This window comes from Bacteroides timonensis, assembly GCF_000513195.1.
Lineage (GTDB): Bacteria > Bacteroidota > Bacteroidia > Bacteroidales > Bacteroidaceae > Bacteroides > Bacteroides timonensis.
Genome location: NZ_CBVI010000058.1, coordinates 1 through 19,818, shown reverse-complemented (window position 1 = coordinate 19,818; position 19,818 = coordinate 1). Strand labels below are relative to the sequence as shown.

Below are 19,818 nucleotides of genomic sequence, written 5' to 3'. Positions count from 1 at the left end.
ACTAACCAAGATAATCCGATAATTTCCCAAGAAAGTGGAAACAGCATAAAAGCAGCGATCAGTGGACTCAACGAAAGTACGACTTATTATGCAGCTGCGTTTGCCACCACACGCGACGGTACTTTCTACAGCGCTCCCCTGCAATTCAACACTGCGGGTACCAGCAAACCGGCAGTCAGTTCACCCGATATAAATGACATCAGCGAAACATCGGGTATGGCTACCGCTTCCGTGACCGATGATGGAGGAAGCGAGATTACAGAAAAAGGTATTTGCTGGGTAATATCCACAGCAAGTAACAGGGAACCCTCCAAAGAAAATACGGACGGCAGTTATCTTGCCGACCCGAAAACCGGGAATGATATTTCTGTGCAAATGAACCAGCTGACCAAAGGAACCCGTTATTTCGTGCGTTCGTATGCCATTAACAAGAATGGAGCAACCTACAGCGCAACCAAAGAATTCACCACGTACGAAACATTCGCTCCCAGTGTCAGCGGAATAAAGCTGAGCGAGATAGCTGAGACCGCAGCTACCGTGGCAGCCACAATAACTTCGGATGGAGGTGCTACGATTACGGAGAAAGGAGTTTGTTACCATACAGACAAGGCAACGCCGCCTACCATCGATCATACGAAAGTAATTTCAACCGCACAAGGTAATAAGATTAGCTCGCGGTTGAGCAACTTGTCCAAAGGCACCTTATACTACATACGCGCATACGCTATCAACAAGAACGGAGTGGCTTACAGTCCGGTAAGCGAACTTAGAACAACCACTATAGTCACCCCCTCTGTAAGCAGTCTGACTGTGACCGATATCAAGGATGACAATGCGCGGGCACGTGCCATGATTTCGTCAGACGGCGGATCTGCTATTACTGAAAGAGGATTTGTGTGGAGCATAGGCGAAGGTGGAATACCGACACTCGACAATGGTAATTATACAGGAAAGACAATATCCTCCACCGCAATATCCTCATTGAGTTTTGAGGCGACCATGCAGCAACCTCCCATGCAATACAATACTTCCTATACGGTACGCGCATACGCCACTAACAGTGCAGGCACCGGATACAGTTCGCCCATCGTTTTTGTGACAGGAAGTTCTTCCACACCCGTCAATGGTGAAGTTACGTTCAGTAACATTGCGGCAAAGACAGTAACGATGAAAGCCCGTATCAGCTCGAACGGAGGTGCGGACATTACCAAGGCAGGGTTCACATGGAGCCGTACACAATCTTGGGGGCTTGAAGAGAGTGGCACTCATGCCACAGGAACATTGAACGGCAATGACATCACGCTACGTGTAGATACACTGGTTGCAAACAGTACATATTATGTGATGGCGTGGAGTGAAAATAAAAACGGACGCAGTTATTCCGGCCAATTCTCTTTCCAAACGGACAAGCTTCCACCGGGTGACGATGATAATCAGCCACCGATTCAGGTGGAAGGTAAGATTCCGACAATGAACGAAGTGACATGTACAGGACGTTACAAGACGCGCTTGGAGATTGCCTCTTCAGTTGCAGATAATGGGCAGCAGCCTATAACGGAATCCGGCTTCGTCTGGAGCAGTACAAACAGTGAACCTACAAGGGGTGCTGAAGGATGTACTGACATTCCGGCAACGTTGAACGAAAATATGCTAAAAGCGATAATCAGCAACTTAACTGCTAATACAACTTATTACATACGTTCGTATGCAGTAAACAAGAAAGGCACAGGCTATAGCTATACTGCCTACATCACAACGGAAGCTGAAAAGGATGAACCGGGAGAGGATGATAATAATCCGCCGGTACCTCCGCGGTAAGTTGTCGCAGATATGAGAAATGAATGAAAATAAAAATCATGAAAATAAAACACAATAATAGATATGAAAGGAATGAAAGTAAATGCAGGTATGTGGCTGGTAGCTTTTTTATGCCTGGCAATGCAAAGTTTTGCACAAACCCAAACTATCACCGTAGATGTGGCTGGTACTCTGGAAAAAAAGTTAGGAGATAATAAAGCCACTACGGAAGAATTAATAGTAAGTGGTTCGCTGAATGGGGCGGACATTAAGTGTATCCGACAGATGCTGAAATTAAGAGTCTTGAACATGAAAGAGGCAAGCATTGTGAGTGGAGGTGGCGCTTATTATATTCAGAATGAGACTTCTGAAAATACAATAGGAAATCAGATGTTTTATAATATGAATAGGTTGACATCGGTAACATTGCCTAAAAATGTAACATCTATATATGAATATGCATTTGCTAATTGCGTAAATTTGGAATCAATAGACATGCCTGATATTCTTTATTATCTAAATAGCTATTCTTTCCAGAACTGTATTAAACTAAAGAGTATAGATATACCTGATGGAGTTGGAGAGATAAGCTACAATTGTTTCGAGGGGTGTAGCGCATTAGAAAGTATAGAGATTCCCTCTTCGGTAAAAAGAATTGGTGGTAGTTGCTTTTTTAAATGCAGTTCCCTGTCAAGCATAGACTTGTCTAATATCACATCTATTGATTATTCGGCTTTCCAAGAATGCACTTCTTTATCTCAAATTACATTTTCTCCGGATTTAGCAGCAATCGGAGGTTATGCATTTTACGGTTGTACTGCACTGACCAATATAGTATTACCTGACAATATAAACGAATTATCAGGTTATATATTTTATGGATGCACCAATTTAGCATCCGTTACACTGCCATCGGAATTAGCGGTTATTGGAGGTTATGCTTTTTATTACTGTAAGTCACTTAAAAGTATAGAAATACCCCAGAATGTAGGAGTCATCAATGAGCATGCTTTTTATAACTGTACAGAACTTGCTTCCGTAACACTACCTGCGGGTCTTGGCATTCTTGGAAGAAATACATTCAGCGAATGCAGCAAACTGACGGCTATCAGCATTCCAGAAAATGTAGTAGAAATACAAGAAAGCACTTTTAGTGGTTGTTCCTCCTTAACATCAGTATCTTTGCCATTGGAACTCCAAACAATAGGGAGTGGAGCATTCAGTGGTTGTAGCCAATTGGCTTCCATTTCACTGTCGGAACGCCTAATCAACATCGGTAGCGGTGCGTTCAGTAATTGTAGCAGTTTGAAATCTATAGAACTTCCTAACACATTGTTATCTGTAAGAGGATTTAATAACTCCGGATTACAAAGTATCGTCATCCCACAAAGCGTTACAGTCATAGAAGGCGGTGCATTCAACGGCTGTCAATCGTTGGCAAGCGTCACTTTACCTGAAGGTTTGAAAACCATCGGTAACGAAACTTTTGGAGGATGCACAGCCCTGTCCCAGATAACCATACCAAGCACAGTAGATTCTTTGGGGCAATCAGCTTTTTTACAAAGTGGTCTGACAGAGATAACTATCCCTGAGAATATAACCATCATCCATAAAAACACTTTCCGCGAATGCAAAAAACTAAAGACTGTAAAATTACCCAACTCTCTAAAGGAATTAGGCAAAATTGATCCTAACAATACATACGATGGAGAAGGGGCTTTCCAAAACTGTATTTCTTTAGAAAGTATAAACCTCCCTGAAGAATTGATATCTATCGGTGAATATTGTTTCCGAAATTGCACCAAATTAACTTCTATCAATCTACCTGACAAAGTAACCACCATAGGAAGATGGGCCTTTAGAGAATGTCCTTCCGTAAAAAGTATTCAGATACCGGCAAGTGTTAAGACAATAGAAGAGCAGGCATTCGCATGCCAACTCACTTATGGGTTATCATTTGAATACGTAATATGGAATTCTCCCCTACCAATTCAAAGTATTTATTTTTCAGATGATTTATACAATTATAGAATCAACTATCTCTACCTTCCGACCTCTGCTCAGTTAGGAGAAGGGGTTACATCTCAAGTCGATTACGTCATACGCAATGGCATAGTAGACGCTTTAGACTGTGCCAGCGAAACAGCTACTTCTTCCGGAAGTATGACAGGCAGTGTCCTGCCTATCAATGCCCCCATCCCTTTTAAAACAAAGAAAATCACCTTCCACGACTACTACGCTATGCGTAGCGGAAATGGTTCTATCGGTGGTTGGCAAACCATAGTGCTCCCATTTACCCCAAAAAAGATAGAACATGAAAGCAAAGGCACGATAGCCCCCTTTGGTAGCGATGTTGCCGATGCCAAGCGTTTCTGGTTATATGAAGTCACAGCAGACGGTTTCACCAAAGCCACTAAAATAGAGGCTAATAAGCCGTACATTATCTCCATGCCAAATAACGATGCGTATCCGGAAGCATCCAATCTGAAAGGAAAAGTCACTTTCACCGCAGAAGATGCGGAAGGACTTGAAGTGTACAATGCAGAAAGCAAACTGCAGCGCAGTGAATGCCCCGAATTCAGCTTTGTCCCCACTTACAGTTATTTGGCACAGCACGACAGCATTTATGCCCTGAATATCAGTGCTAATGAATGGGAAGGAAGTTATGGAGAATACCCCGCAGGCAGTGCTTTCGTCAAGAACCTACGTGCCATTCAGCCTTTCCAGGCCTATCTTATCAGTAAAGCCTCTGCTGCCAAAGCCCCTATGCTCTACAGCATTGGCGGTGGCGACGGCACCATCACCGGCATAGACAGCCCGATACTTACTCCCGATCAGGCAACAAAAGCATATAGTAAAGACGGAGTTCTCTATATCCATAGTAATAAAGAGCGGACTATCTATATTTACGATGTAACCGGACGTACCGTCCGCATACTGGAAGCCGTAGAAGGTGAAAATCAAATCAGCGGTTTGGAAAAAGGGATTTATTTCCTTGAAGGCCAAAAAGTAGCTGTCCAATAAATCAGGATAGATTATACCTCAACTAACAGAATGGAAAGATGAAACATAAATTCTTACGATTTGCCCTGCTGTTACTCATTCTGCTGCCTGTCGCCTGCGATGAAGAAAAGGAACCGAGCTCATACGCCCCTACTCTGCTCACAGGAAATGTATCAGAATATACCCGTTTCGATGCAGTGCTGACAGGAAGTGCCGTAGAAAATCCGAACAATACCACTCCATGTGTTATCGGATTTCTCCTCTCTTCCTCCGCTTCACTGACCGGTGCGCAGAAGATAGAAGCTGTGGCTGTAAGTGGCAGTAACCAATACACCGCACAAGTTAGTGACCTGACACCCGGTACGAAATATTATTATTGTATTTATGCCGGCAATGACTCGCGTCTGCTGAAAGGAGAAGTAATGGACTTCTCCACCCTCGTAAGCGAACCACCGGCATTGACAATAACCACCGTGAGCAACCTTAACGAGAAAGGTGCAACCTTTAATGCGGAAATAGCAGACAACGGTGGATATGAAATCACCGAACAGGGATTTGCATTCAAAGTATATGATTCGGAAAGTACCCCCGCCCCGACGACTTATGACCACACGTTGCCAGGCATCCTGAAAGAAGACGGCAAATTGTTTGAAACGATAGCCGAAAATCTGCAAGCCAAAACCCGCTATATAGTACGTGCTTATGCCATCAACAAACAACAGAAAACGGGATATGGCGAAAGCTATATCTTTTCTACGGAAGAGCTAAAAATTCCGGCACTGAATTGTGATGAGGCAACAGCACTGACTGCCTATACAGCCACTGTCAGCGCGCAAGTCACCAAAGACAATGGTTTCCCTGTCACCCGAAAAGGTTTCTGCTACAGTGCAGAGAACCATACCCCTACCGTCGATAACCTATTGGTAGAATTGGAAGACAAAGCAGCATTCAAAGCCACTATCGACCAACTGAATGAAGGGACCATTTATTACCTGCGCGCTTTTGCCGAAAACGAAAAGGGAACAGGCTACAGCCCCGTCATCTCCTTCACTACCGCAACCGTGCAAAAAGCCATATTGGAAACACCAGTACCCAGCAACGCACAATATACGGAGATTACCCTTACCTCCTCACTCACTGTTCCTTCAGGCAGCGAAATCCTGGAGAAAGGATTCTGTTACAGCAAATTCTCCACAAAACCTCAAACCGACGGCGACCATGCCACAGACAAAAGTGCGGGGAATAATCTGCAACTCACGCTTACTGCCCTGGAAGAAGGTACACGCTATTATGCCACAGCTTATGCCGTGACACGGGACGGCACATTCTACAGTGACGCTGTACAATTCAGTACCCTATCGACAGAAAAGCCAACATCCAGTGCACCGACTTTTGAAAGTATAGGTGAAAATGAGGTTACAGCAAAAGCAAATATAACTTCCGATGGCGGTACTCCTCTTTTACGGACGGGATTTTGCTGGAGTGATGCCCTGACGGCTCCTACTGTAAATAATCAGGTATGGGAAAGCACTAATCACTCACAGTCACTTAACGGCAAACTTACCGGGCTGAAAGCAGGTACCAAATACTACGTACGTGCCTTTGCCGAGAATAAAAATGGAATAGCTTACAGCGAAACATCGGAATTCACCACAGCACAGACTTATACTCCCACTTTAAGTAATCCCGAATGTCCGGAAGTATATGAAACGAATGCTCGCGTAACCGCCACCATCACCGACGACGGTGGCAGCACTATTACTGAAAAGGGAGTGTGTATCAGTACTACCATATTGACCCCTACAATAGAGGATGCAGACAATACCCTACAGGACAAGAGTTCCGGAAATAACATCAACATCACTTTAACCGGATTGGAAAAAGGAACCAAATATTATATCCGTGTGTATGCCCGCAACAAAAACGGCATATCATACAGTGCGGTCAGAGAAATAACAACGAATAAGAATATGCCACCGGAAGTGTCAGATCTGATAATTAGTGATATAGGAGATGACACAGCGAAGGCGAGTGCTTCAATCACCAGCAACGGAGGATTAGAAATTACCAAACGCGGCTTTGTGTGGTCCATAAACAATGCGTCTCCTACCTTAGAAGAAGGTACAGAGATAGCCGCCTCCTTAACGGGAAATTTTGAGGCGAAAATAGCAGGTTTACAGCCGGCCACTCGTTATTATGTAAGGGCTTACGCTACCAACAGTGCGGGTATCAGTTATAGTTCCCCTGCTTATTTCGTTACCGGCATCACTTATACTCCGTCAGTAGGCCAAGTTACGATAAGTGACACTCAAACCCGCAAAGCCACATTCAGCGCATCTATTTCCTACAATGGTGGCACTGACGTAAGCGAAGTAGGTTTCTGCTGGAGCAACAGCACGTCCGAACCGGGCATCAAGGAGGGAAATGGCAAACATGCTAAAGCCCAATTAAATAGCGATGGAACATTCAATCTGAGTATATCTGATTTGAATCCTTATACCTACTATTATGTAAGAGCTTACGCCATCAATAAAAATGGCGTAGCTTACAGTGCCGGAGCAACAACGTTCACCACAGAGCGGGATGAACCGGGAGGTGATGACAATCAACCACCCATATCCGGAATAGAATAAACGATGATTATCAACACCTCATGCCTCCGAACATGCTTCACCAAACGTTCGGAGGCGTACTCTTTAGCAAGAGCACTCTTTCTAGATAAAGGTGAGGTTAGCGCATTGGTGACAAACAAATAATGTATTCTCCCTCCGCACACGTTAGCCCTAAACTTTTCCTAATTCTCCCCTCCTTCGTGCCATTATATGAAAAATGTTTCGTATTTTTGTCCCCAAATTGTGTTAATGTACAACGAAATGAATGTATTAGAACTAAGTGAACAGGAAATCATTCGACGTAATAGTATGAATGAACTTCGCGCGATGGGCATCGAGCCCTATCCCGCTGCAGAGTATGTAACCAATGCTTTCTCCACTGATATAAAAGCAGAATTCAAAGATGACGCTGAACCTCGCAAAGTATCCGTAGCCGGACGTATGATGACACGCCGCGTGATGGGTAAGGCTTCGTTCATTGAATTGCAGGACTCTAAAGGTCGCATTCAGGTATATATTACCCGCGACGATATCTGTCCGGGAGAAGACAAGGATCTCTACAACACTGTATTTAAACGCCTGCTCGACTTAGGCGATTTCATTGGAATCGAGGGTTTTGTATTCCGTACCCAGATGGGCGAAATCAGTATCCATGCCCAAAAGCTGACTGTACTGGCAAAATCCATCAAACCATTGCCTATTGTAAAATACAAAGACGGTGTAGCTTATGACTCCTTTGAAGATCCCGAACTCCGCTATCGTCAACGTTACGTTGACCTTGTAGTGAATGACGGTGTAAAAGAAACATTCCTGAAACGTGCCACGGTTATTAAGACCATGCGTGCCGTACTGGACGAAGCCGGCTACACGGAAGTGGAAACTCCGATTCTGCAATCCATCGCAGGTGGAGCAAGTGCCCGTCCTTTCATCACTCACCACAACTCACTGAATATGGATCTGTATCTGCGTATCGCTACCGAGCTTTACCTGAAACGTTTGATCGTTGGTGGTTTTGAAGGCGTGTATGAAATCGGAAAGAACTTCCGTAACGAAGGCATGGACAAGAACCATAACCCGGAATTCACCTGTCTGGAACTGTACGTACAATATAAGGACTACAACTGGATGATGAACTTCACCGAGAAATTGCTGGAACGTATCTGCATTGCCGTGAATGGCAGCGAAGAAACTACCATCGACGGTAAGACCATCAGCTTCAAGGCACCATACCGCCGCTTGCCCATCCTAGACGCTATCAAGGAAAAAACAGGTTACGACCTCAATGGCAAGAGTGAAGAAGAAATCCGCCAGGTCTGCAAAGAACTGAAAATGGAGATTGACGACACCATGGGCAAAGGCAAGTTGATAGATGAAATATTCGGCGAATTCTGCGAAGGCACTTTCATTCAGCCTACTTTCATTACTGACTATCCTGTTGAAATGAGTCCGCTGACCAAGATGCACCGCAGTAAACCGGGATTAACCGAACGTTTTGAACTGATGGTGAACGGTAAAGAGCTTGCCAATGCTTATAGCGAGCTGAACGACCCCATCGACCAGGAAGAACGTTTCAAAGATCAATTGCGATTGAGTGAAAAGGGAGACGATGAAGCTATGTTCATCGACCAGGATTTCCTGCGTGCCCTGCAATTCGGTATGCCTCCCACATCAGGTATCGGTATCGGCATTGACCGTCTGACAATGCTAATGACAGGCAAGTCGTATATTCAGGAAGTATTGTTCTTCCCGCAAATGCGCCCCGAAAAGATCACTCCGAAAGATGCTCCCACCAAATATATGGAACTGGGCATTGCCGAAGACTGGGTACCCGTTATTCAGAAAGCCGGCTACAACACAATAGAAGATATAAAAGATGTGAATCCGCAAAAACTGCACCAGGACATTTGCGGTATTAACAAGAAATACAAACTGGAACTGACCAACCCGTCGGTAAACGACGTAGAAGGCTGGATTGAGAAAATTAAGAATTAAAGAATTAAAAATTAAATAAGAAGATTAAAGATCGAATGAGGGAAAGGAGTTTCCTTTCCCCTTTTAATTTTTAATTATTAATTATTAATTTCGATATGAAACTACCCGGAAAGATAGCCATAATGGGCGGAGGAAGCTGGGCTACAGCCATTGCAAAAATGGTACTTGCTCAGGCTGAGTCGATTAACTGGTATATGCGACGAGATGATCGCATAACCGATTTTAAACGACTGGGCCATAACCCTGCCTACCTGACGGGCGTCAAATTCGACATGAAGCGCATCAACTTCAGCTCTAATATCAACGATGTAGTAAAAGAGTCTGATACGCTGATATTTGTCACCCCCTCCCCCTATCTCAAAGCTCACTTGAAGAAGCTGAAAACGCGGATACGGGATAAATTCATCATTACTGCTATAAAAGGAATCGTACCCGACGACAATCTGATCGTATCGGAGTACTTCACAAAAGAATACGGCGTTCCCCCCGAAAATATTGCTGTACTGGCAGGTCCCTGCCATGCGGAAGAAGTAGCCTTGGAACGTCTCTCTTATCTCACCATCGCTTGTCCGGACACAGATAAAGCATGTACCATCGCCCGCCGTCTGGCCAGTTCATTTATCAAAACATCCGTCAGCAATGACGTAGCCGGTATAGAATACAGTTCTGTGCTGAAAAACGTATACGCCATTGCCGCCGGTATCTGTAGCGGTCTGAAGTACGGTGATAACTTCCAGGCGGTATTGATATCCAACGCCGTGCAAGAAATGAACCGTTTCCTGCAAACAGTACATCCGCTGAACAGAAACGTGAATGATTCTGTTTATTTAGGTGATCTGTTGGTGACAGGATATTCCAACTTCAGCCGTAATCGCACGTTTGGTACTATGATTGGTAAAGGGTATTCTGTAAAAAGCGCGCAAATAGAAATGGAGATGATTGCCGAAGGATATTACGGTACAAAGTGTATCAAGGAAATCAACAAACATCACCATGTCAATATGCCGATACTGGATGCTGTCTATAACATTCTGTACGAACGCATTTCACCCATGATAGAAATCAAGTTGCTGACTGATTCGCTAAGATAATCTCTCCCTTAACTCCTCTTCCGCAAAGAGGAGAATAAAGTCAGAGTTGCGATATAAAGAAAAGAATATTATAAATAAATCTTATAAACCAAAAGTAACTCAAGCCTACCTTTTCCACAGGGAAGGGGGCGGGTAAGAGGCTTTTAAAACCTAGAATATTATGATTAGTTTGAACATCGAAAAGACTTTTGGATTTATCTCCCAAGCATCTGTTGCTGCTTACGAAGCTCAGGTAAAAGCTGCGCAGGAAGCATTGGAAAACGGTACCGGAAAAGGTAATGACTTCCTGGGCTGGTTGCACCTCCCCTCATCTATCAGCCAAGAGCATTTGGCCGACCTGAAAGCTACTGCACAAGTTTTGCGCGACAACTGTGAGGTAGTAATCGTAGCCGGCATCGGCGGAAGCTATCTCGGCGCACGTGCAGTCATCGAGGCTTTATCAAACAGCTTCACTTGGTTGCAGGAAAAGAAAACTGCTCCTGTAATGATCTATGCAGGACACAATATCAGCGAAGATTATTTGTATGAACTGACTGAATTCCTGAAAGACAAGAAATTCGGCGTCATCAATATCTCCAAATCAGGAACTACCACCGAAACCGCTCTCGCTTTCCGTCTATTGAAAAAGCAATGTGAAGACCAGCGTGGTAAAGAAATGGCAAAGAAAGTTATCGTTGCCATCACAGATGCCAAGAAAGGCGCTGCCCGCATCACTGCTGATAAGGAAGGTTACAAATCATTCATTATCCCCGATAATGTAGGAGGACGCTTCTCTGTACTGACTCCGGTTGGTTTATTGCCGATAGCGATAGCCGGTTTCGATATCGAGAAATTAGTAGCCGGTGCCGCTGACATGGAAAAGGCTTGCGGTGTGAATGTTCCGTTTGCCGAGAATCTGGCTGCGCAATATGCTGCTACCCGTAACGAGCTGTACAAGAATGGCAAGAAGATCGAAATCCTTGTAAACTTCTGCCCGAAACTGCACTATGTAAGTGAATGGTGGAAGCAATTGTACGGAGAATCTGAAGGTAAGGAAAACAAAGGTATTTTCCCGGCAGCTGTAGACTTCTCTACTGACTTACACTCTATGGGACAATGGATTCAGGAAGGTGAACGTACCATTTTCGAAACCGTAATATCTGTAGAAAACGTAGACCACAAGTTGGAAGTACCTTCTGACGAAGCAAATCTGGACGGTCTGAACTTCCTTGCAGGTAAGCGCGTGGATGAAGTTAATAAGATGGCTGAACTGGGTACTCAGTTGGCTCACATAGATGGTGGTGTGCCCAACATGCGTATTATCATCGAGAAGCTGAACGAATACAATATCGGTCAGCTACTTTACTTCTTTGAAATAGGATGCGGTATCAGCGGTTATCTGCTGGGCGTAAATCCGTTCAATCAACCGGGTGTAGAAGCATACAAAAAGAATATGTTTGCATTGCTGAACAAACCGGGATATGAAGAAGAGTCAAAAGCTATTCAGGCAAGACTCTAGGTAAGAGTTAGTTAACCATAGATAAACGAGGTATGAATGAGTTTAATCATTCACACCTCGTTTTTTTGTTGTATCTTTGCAGATATAAAACAATAGGTATTATGTTTCAAGAAGCCATTTCCCGCTATCTTCAGTCCAGCGGGTACTCCAGAATTCAATTGAAATCCGTCCTTTTCGATATGGACGGCGTATTATTCAATTCCATGCCTTACCATGCCGATGCCTGGCATAAGGTAATGGAACGCCATGGATTGCACTTGAGCCGTGAAGAAGCTTACCTGCATGAAGGACGAACCGGAGCTGCTACTATCAATATCGTCTATCAACGGCAATATGGAAAAGATGCCACTCCCGAAATGATACAGAGCATTTATGCAGAAAAGAGTGCAGAATTCAACAGTAACCCCGAACCGGAACGTATGCCCGGCGCATGGGAAGTACTACAGAAAATAAAGTCGGATGGACTGATACCGATGGTAGTCACTGGTTCCGGACAACACTCACTATTAGACCGCCTGTCGCATAACTTCCCCGGCATGTTCCGTCGCAAACTGATGGTAACTGCCTTCGATGTGAAATATGGGAAACCACACCCGGAACCTTACCTGATGGCTTTACAAAAAGGAGGATTAGCCCCCAATGAAGCTATCGTAGTAGAAAATGCACCTATGGGCGTACAAGCCGGTGCAGCAGCAGGTATATTTACAGTAGCTGTCAACACAGGTCCCATTGACGGACAGGTCTTACTAGATGCCGGAGCAAATATATTATTCCCGTCTATGCAGGATTTTTGCGGCAATTGGGAGAACTTACGTAAAGCGTTCGAATAAAGAAATCGGACGCTTTACTATTTATGGAAAAGAAAATATTTTATCTCAATAGTTCACTGATTTTTTTCCTTAAATTTAACTTTATTATTTCGTCAGGTTTTAACTCAAGCTCTATCAAAATCTTGGCAGTAGAGAGTTTATAAGCTTCATTTTCCCTATCATAATTCATCTGTTCTTTATCGATAGAATAGAGCAGGGCAAAATCATAATCCAAAGCTTTTGAAACATTATATAAAGTATCCGTATCAATACTTTTTCGTGTCAACATATAGTCAACACTCTGAGGCTTAACTTGCAGTCTCCTTGCAAGTTAAGCCTTTGTCACCAGTTTTTCAACCATGACATTTTTTATAACTTCACCGATGTATATAGTAGTCTTTTCCATTTCCATGAAGGTACGATTTATTATCCAAACCTAGAGGAAGTGAAATAAAAATTTATCTGTCCTGTAATACCTATTTATTCATAATTCACTTGTTTTATCAAATAAATTGTGATACTTTTGTCGCAGAATGATATAAACAATAAATAATCAAATTACCATGACTCTACTGATTCTTATTCTGATAGCGATTCCTGTTTGTATCTTGACAATTCTATTATGGATATACAATGATTATAAAAAGTACAAAAGACAGAATTGCTTCTTGATTTTATTGTTTTTGGCTTTACCTGCCACTATACAAGCTCAATACACAGACAAAAATTGCTGTGTAAACTCTAAATGGCATGAAAATCCAAAAGAAATATTAGAGTATACGACTGGAAGTTTCACCACTTCCCATGGTTGTTGACAATAAACCACAATTCTTCAATACCTTCAATTTTATCATTACGCCAATCAAAATTGATTATGATACTCCAAGACATTAAAAGCCGTCTTAACGAAACGCGAAACTGGTACATTGTACTGACATTACCCCGGAAAGAAAGAAAAACCAAAGAAACTTTGGAAAATAAAGGCATGATAACTTATCTCCCTACCATTTACGTAAAACGCAGATGGAAAGAACAAGTAAAAGAAATACAGATTCCCGCTGTAAACAGATGCGTATTTATTTACGCTACCGGTACAGAGCTAGAGGGATTAAAAGGAACATATCCTACTCTTCCGATAGAAATGACGGAAGTAGGACATTAGAGTTGACTTTACAACTGGAAAGGGAAAAAGGGGGACACCGTGATGGTATCCCCCTTTTTGTTGTGTGACCCCGGTGCGATTCAAACGCACGACCTTCAGAACCGGAATCTGACGCTCTATTCACTAAGCTACCCTTATTATCAACACATTAACTATCTCTTTGCAAGTTTAAAGGTCAACAATAGGTCAACATTGAACTTGCTTTGCAAAGTAAGTAATAATTTCCTTATTTAAGAAAAAAGCTACACTTTTTTGTTAGGTAAAACAATCGTTTTAGTTTACAACATGTCTTTTTGCCTTGTTTTTGAAATCAGGTTCGCAGCATTATGTTCTCAATTCTCTTCTTAATACCTTTGTAAGTAGATTAATCAATAATCAACCAATTAACGTTAACTAAGAATGAGAGTGATTAAAAAGGACAACACAGTACATTACATGCCACAAGAGATTAGAGAGATCACGACAACAGATGTAACCTACCTTCCTGTAACAAGGGAGATGTTAGAAAAGTTGCTTCAACGCTCAGCTAAGAATGATAAGCCTAAGCTGGTGAAGAAAAGAAGAAGATGAAAGAAAAAGGCAGCATTGGAATTAACTCCTTTGCTGCCTTTGTTATCACTAATGAAGTCTGTTACTTCTTATGCCATGTGGATTCGTATCCATAATCAACATCCTTCATAACCATTGTGTTACCATTAAAAGTAATGTAATACTTGTCTGTTTCATCCTCATACCCTTCTTCTACATAATGAAGGGTTACAATCGAAGTGTTTTTATCGTAGGAGTATGTGAATGAGTAAGGTTCTTCAAACTTACCTTGATAATACTCCTTTTCACTTCCTGTTCCATCAGCATTGTATGTGCTCACCATGTAGTTTCCGTTCGTGTCTGGTTCTTCATACCATGTGCCAATAAGGGGATTAGTAGGAGTTTCTTCTTCATCATCATCGCTACATGCAGCGAAGTTAACACTCATAATTACGGCTACGATAGCCATTCCAATTAATCTTAAAGTTTTCATTGTAATAAATCTGTTTGTGCTTCTACGTCCCTTGTAGAGAGCGTTAATAATAAAGTCTGATAAGTGTGAGGAACACAGCGATAGCTGCACACTTCATTAATGAATTGCTAATTGATAAGTACTCTGTTTCTTATGGTAATTCATGCATTTGTAGCCAGTGTTCCCAAACTGACTGTTACATAATAAAGAAGCGTGGGAATTATTGAGTATTACCAAGTTGAAGCTCTGGACTGCTTTGCACAAGTAATAAACAATAGCCCACGCCTAATGTAATTATACAATTTTCCCATGAGAGCATGAGAAGTTGATAACAACAAACTAAGCGTGAGCGTTCTTGCCTATTATCCCTGTGCATGAAATTGTCCAGATTCCAACTTAGGATAATATCTTAAACGCTCTTCGTTAACTAATAAATCTTTCTAAACCTTAACGCATTAAGGCAATTAGAATTGCTGCAAAGTTACGAATTTACATTTGATTGGCAAGAACTTATTGTTTATTAATTGTTGAGAAAGACTTTTACTCAGCATTTTAAGGTTAGGAGGAAATTAGCCAAGTCCCCATAAGAGTAGAATTTTAGTAATTTTCTCCCAACTAATTAATAAGGCTTAAGAGTTGATGAACTGATTCTTAACTCTCTGGACAGTTGAGACGCCAAGACCTTGTAACTTAGCCACATTCCTGACAGAGTACCCTTTCTTTAACAGTTGAATTACTTCTTTGTACTCATCCCGTTTCTTTTCTTCCGTCTTAATACTTCCTGTCTTCCTTCCCAGCTTTCCACCTTTGACAATGTAGTTAGCCCTACCACTGTTCAGGCGATAGACAATGTTCGACCGTTCAATGTTGGACATTTCTGCAAGTATGGTAATCAGGATGAAGACAACCGGATTAACTTTACCGTCCGTTTGAAGTGTGTAAAGCCCTAGGTTCTGGATGTAAACTGATACTTTAGCCTCATGTAGTTTTTCTAAGGAGCGAAGCACTTGTAACGTACTTCTTCCCAATCTGGACAATTCAGATAGTAGCAAGTAACTGACAGAATTGGCGGTGCAGTACTCTAGGCACTCCGTAAGAACTTGGCGTTCCTCATTCTTCTTTGCACCGCTAATGTGTTCTTCAAATGTGGCAATTACTTCAATGTCCTGTAAGTTGGCATACTTTCTTAAGTCCTCAATTTGTCTGCTTGTGTCCTGTCTGTCACTAACAGATGAAACACGAGCATAAATCACCGCTTTTGTACTCATTTAATTCTTTGATTAAGTTGATAACATAAAAGAATGTGTTCAAACCACCTTTCCAGATTAATTTGAACACACTCCCAATTTGAACACATGATTAGTTACCCTTTAATAAGAGCATAGGCAATCAGAAGAACATAGACAATTATGATTAAAGGACAAGACAGCATAGCCACAAAGAATGTTGCAACAACTAGCAACAGGTAGAATAAACTTTTTAGCATAACTTCTGTTTTAAGTGTTTCCAGATAGGATTAGTTCAGGAACCAGTTATACTTTTCTTCACCGTGTAACGCTGCGTTTATTCCAGCTGCCAACTCAGTTGCATTGTAAGCCCTGTCTAGAAAGCTGTCAATGTAACTGGACTTGTTAGCACCGGTAAGTAGGTTGTAGAACTTCCACATTGACAGCTCACTGCCCAGCCCGCCAAAGTTGACATCATTAATGTAAGACTTTGCCACATTATTGACCTGTGTGTCAGTCAGTAACATTCTTGGTATCGCTTTCTGTTGGTTCTGTGGCAATAATTGATAAAGCCTCATTCTTCCCAGTAATTGACAAAACTGGTGTTCAGTCAGATACGAATTGCCAAGCGTCTGCATCAAGTGTATGTGCTTGGCTGGGTCATACCTGTTGAGTAGTTCCAGCACGGCACGATACAGTTCGTTGGTGTTGGTAACTTCCAAACAGGTAAGATAACCGTCCGTAGATACACATAAGTTGGTACACACTTTGCAAGTAAAGCCAATAAAGACTTTGAAGCGTTCTGCCCCTTTCCTTCCGTACAAGTTCGTATGATTGTACGCACGCACACCACCAACAGTAAGAGTTAACCTGTTACCGTTGACAGTCTCGTAGATAGTAGGGATTTCAATCACGAAAGCGCAACGTTCGTAGTAGATTGTCTTGTCACTTTCCAGTAATTGGTTGGCTGGTTTATGGATTGCTTCAGGAATGCGTCCTTTAATCACATGTGATACCCTGATGTCAGGCTGTTCAATCCGTTCACCTTTAAAGAATGTACCTGTAGCGTCCTGCACTGTTTCAATGAATGCGGGATGTGACAAGGTTGCTTCATTATCCTTTGCGAATACTGGAATGATGCATTCCTGTTTTAGATGTTCCATTGTCACATCAACCGTGTTGGCTTCAATGAACAAAGGTCTTTTCTCTTTTGCAGGTTCTTCCATTACTAAAGTAGCATCTTCCGCATACTCGTTCAGGTTCAATGTTCTTCTCTGTGCCTGAATTGGCATGATTTCTAATGTTTCCATAATCAGTAATTATTAAGTTAATACTTTCCTAATCAGAAGTTTCTTTTTCTGCAAGTGAGACAAGCCGCAATGATAATGGTTAACCCAATAAAAAAATGCGGTGCTAGTACGAGCGGTACAATAAGGATTGTGCCCAGAGTTAGAATTACTTTGGTTGTTTCCATAAGCTGTAATTAATAATTGGTTATTAGTAAGTATGAACCGCATAGTGTGAATTACTTCTCAATTGCTAGCGAATGTGTAATCGCTTAGAAAAACATTACATTGCCATACCTGACAAAGTTCTGATTCTGCAAAAAAACATTCGTTTGCGGTTGGGAAAGTAATCACGTAAAACGATTCATTTTCCTTAATAATTGGTAAGGGGTGTTAGGGGTAACAGAACTGATGGGTGAGGGACATACATCACATTTGAGTTTCTATGTCACCCGTTATTCTGCAATTAATAATTCCAGCCTGTGTAATTCTAAACCTTACTAAGAAATACTTCCCAAATTTAAAGAGGAAGGGGTATGATTTTAAAGTACCTGTAATTCTGAGTTGGGGACTTAGTGTTGTCAGATTCAAATTAATTAGCTACATTTGCACAAACTCATAATTGCATGAATTATGGAATACATTAACGAATTTCACAAGCAATGGATAGAGCGCACTCGTCAGTCGGTAGTCTCTTGGAGCAAGCAGCCTGCATCGTTAGAAGAAGCAAAGAAGCAGCAGGAACGCTTGAACCAACAGAGAGTTATAAGAGAGGGCAAATTGAAAAGCTGATTTCATTCGCCAATTCAAGCGATTTATGGATTGACTTTACCGCTCTTTCCGTCATTTATTTGGATAAGGGCGGAGAGAATGAAGTGTTTTATGATGGTGCGGCTACTGTATACAAGTTAAACAACTTTGAGTATGCAGGTGACAATCTGGAGAATTTCTTTGTTCGCATTACTGCACACAATAAATTCTTTGGTAATGTACCTTATCAGATGATTGGCTTTGCTTATAATAGTCTACATGAGTTTTGTGCAGTTCTCATACAACCACACATAAAGGCAGAGCGGGAGGCTACAGAGGATGAAATAGCTGATTACATGCAAGCTCTTGGGTTTGAAATGGATTACCTTGATGAGTTTCATAATGATCAATACGAAGTGTTTGATGCTGTTCCTAATAATGTACTGTACGGTATTGACGGTGACTTGTACTTTATTGATACTCAAATAAGACTAAGAGAGAAAATTTAAAAGTATGTAGCCCCAAACTTTATTAATGATCTGGAGCTTTAATCTTATTCAATCAATGCCTTAATCTCTTTTTGGGTTCTCGTTCTTCTTAACGTAGTTCTAATTCTTATTAAGAAATACATTTTATGTTCGATAGGGAGGAGATGCTAATTTAGAGACTGTCTAATTTGAGCAGAAGTATGAGTGAAATAGTGCTTTATGTAGTAAGATTGTAGTAATGCCTGTAAACACCAAGAACTCCGTACCTCTTTAGGGTGGAGTTGCTTAGTTTGTGTAGAGAGTTGCTTTAATCCATAGACTTCTTTAGGGGCAAATTCTTTAAATTGTGTCTTATAAGACCCTTTGTCAATTTGCTCCTAACTCCGATTTAAAGCGGAGAAGTTTATACGAAGGTGGAGTTTGACTGTTATAAGAATGATGGTCGAAGTAATCTTTAACCGTGTCCTCTGTTATCTTGCAAATTACCTTGCTTCCCTTCTTACCGTCACGGTGAATCTTATAAGTAATGCCATTAGCTGCCAATACCTGACCAAGTCGTTTTATGAAGTCGGATTTTGAGATGTAACATTGAGTTTGAACTTCATTTCTAAACTCTTCTTCTATTTCTGCCAGTACTTTCGGACTAAAACGTAACTTCTCACCTTGCTGGAGATTGTATGCTTTCAATTCCTTCTCAATCTTACTTTTAGAATAATTAGCTGCTTCAATCGGTGCTTTGCCAATCTTCAAGTAAGCATCAATAATGAAGTAGTGTTCACTGTGCGCTCTTTCCAAATCTCGCACTTCCGCCTCGAAATTAAAATCGGGATTATTCTGTTTATCACGTTCCAGTCGCTCCAGATGGGTTACAAGGTACTTCCATACATCTTTAGTTGAAAGCTTCTTCAACGGCAGATAATCATCCTCTCCAACTCCGTGGCTGTTGTCTACTACTTGTAGTCTGAAATGTTCCGTAGCATTGTAGGCATTGATTAGTGCTTGTGGGGATTGGTAGTAACTCTTTACTCGTTCTTCATTAAATACATGGTCTATAACTTCCTCTGTGAGTTCATTATCGTCATCTAAGAACTCATTGAAGCTAAG

At 41.8% G+C, this 19,818-nt stretch carries 12 protein-coding genes, 1 tRNA gene and 2 pseudogenes; 9 read left to right on the top strand and 6 right to left on the bottom strand.

Features of this window, described 5'->3' with window-relative positions:
• From BN161_RS29835 to BN161_RS12155, 7 genes and pseudogenes are all read left to right on the top strand, one after another.
• A pseudogene (locus tag BN161_RS29835) lies at window positions 1-1,818 on the top strand (hypothetical protein); the annotation flags it as partial.
• Window positions 1,819-1,881: 63 nt separating this feature from the next.
• Window positions 1,882-4,821, top strand: coding sequence for a leucine-rich repeat protein (locus BN161_RS12180; RefSeq protein WP_044266496.1), 2,940 nt, complete (start codon window positions 1,882-1,884; stop codon window positions 4,819-4,821).
• A gap of 38 nt (window positions 4,822-4,859) precedes the next feature.
• Window positions 4,860-7,433, top strand: a complete 2,574-nt coding sequence (locus BN161_RS12175) for a fibronectin type III domain-containing protein (protein ID WP_052356244.1) — start codon at window positions 4,860-4,862, stop codon at window positions 7,431-7,433.
• 240 nt (window positions 7,434-7,673) lie between these two features.
• Window positions 7,674-9,404, top strand: a complete 1,731-nt coding sequence (lysS, locus tag BN161_RS12170; RefSeq protein ID WP_044266500.1) for a lysine--tRNA ligase — start codon at window positions 7,674-7,676, stop codon at window positions 9,402-9,404.
• A gap of 95 nt (window positions 9,405-9,499) precedes the next feature.
• Window positions 9,500-10,495, top strand: coding sequence for an NAD(P)H-dependent glycerol-3-phosphate dehydrogenase (locus BN161_RS12165; protein ID WP_007210337.1), 996 nt, complete (start codon window positions 9,500-9,502; stop codon window positions 10,493-10,495).
• A 160-nt stretch (window positions 10,496-10,655) separates the two neighbouring features.
• Window positions 10,656-11,993, top strand: a complete 1,338-nt coding sequence (locus tag BN161_RS12160; protein WP_044266493.1) for a glucose-6-phosphate isomerase — start codon at window positions 10,656-10,658, stop codon at window positions 11,991-11,993.
• A gap of 101 nt (window positions 11,994-12,094) precedes the next feature.
• Window positions 12,095-12,823, top strand: coding sequence for an HAD family hydrolase (locus tag BN161_RS12155; RefSeq protein ID WP_044266491.1), 729 nt, complete (start codon window positions 12,095-12,097; stop codon window positions 12,821-12,823).
• 40 nt (window positions 12,824-12,863) lie between these two features.
• On the opposite strand, the gene BN161_RS12150 is transcribed toward BN161_RS12155, so the two are convergent.
• The gene (locus BN161_RS12150) at window positions 12,864-13,121 is read right to left on the bottom strand and encodes an XRE family transcriptional regulator (protein WP_227071301.1); all 258 of its coding nucleotides are present in this window, start codon (window positions 13,119-13,121) and stop codon (window positions 12,864-12,866) included.
• Window positions 13,122-13,676: 555 nt separating this feature from the next.
• On the opposite strand from BN161_RS12150, the gene BN161_RS12145 reads away from it, so the two are divergent.
• Window positions 13,677-13,964, top strand: coding sequence for a UpxY family transcription antiterminator (locus BN161_RS12145; protein WP_007218941.1), 288 nt, complete (start codon window positions 13,677-13,679; stop codon window positions 13,962-13,964).
• Between the two features lie 65 nt (window positions 13,965-14,029).
• On the opposite strand, the gene BN161_RS29830 is transcribed toward BN161_RS12145, so the two are convergent.
• From BN161_RS29830 to BN161_RS12130, 4 genes are all read right to left on the bottom strand, one after another.
• Window positions 14,030-14,098: transfer RNA gene (locus BN161_RS29830), tRNA-Arg, on the bottom strand.
• A gap of 497 nt (window positions 14,099-14,595) precedes the next feature.
• Complete coding sequence (locus BN161_RS12140; RefSeq protein ID WP_044266488.1) at window positions 14,596-14,985, bottom strand: hypothetical protein; 390 nt, start codon at window positions 14,983-14,985, stop codon at window positions 14,596-14,598.
• Between the two features lie 608 nt (window positions 14,986-15,593).
• On the bottom strand, window positions 15,594-16,232 hold the full coding sequence (locus tag BN161_RS12135) for a recombinase family protein (RefSeq protein ID WP_044266486.1): 639 nt from the start codon (window positions 16,230-16,232) through the stop codon (window positions 15,594-15,596).
• A 248-nt stretch (window positions 16,233-16,480) separates the two neighbouring features.
• Complete coding sequence (locus BN161_RS12130; RefSeq protein WP_044266482.1) at window positions 16,481-17,500, bottom strand: DUF3871 family protein; 1,020 nt, start codon at window positions 17,498-17,500, stop codon at window positions 16,481-16,483.
• A 638-nt stretch (window positions 17,501-18,138) separates the two neighbouring features.
• On the opposite strand from BN161_RS12130, the gene BN161_RS12125 reads away from it, so the two are divergent.
• Window positions 18,139-18,735, top strand: a complete 597-nt coding sequence (locus tag BN161_RS12125; protein ID WP_044266481.1) for a putative polyvalent protein kinase domain-containing protein — start codon at window positions 18,139-18,141, stop codon at window positions 18,733-18,735.
• 345 nt (window positions 18,736-19,080) lie between these two features.
• Here BN161_RS12125 and BN161_RS29825 read toward each other — a convergent pair.
• A pseudogene (locus BN161_RS29825) lies at window positions 19,081-19,818 on the bottom strand (hypothetical protein); the annotation flags it as partial.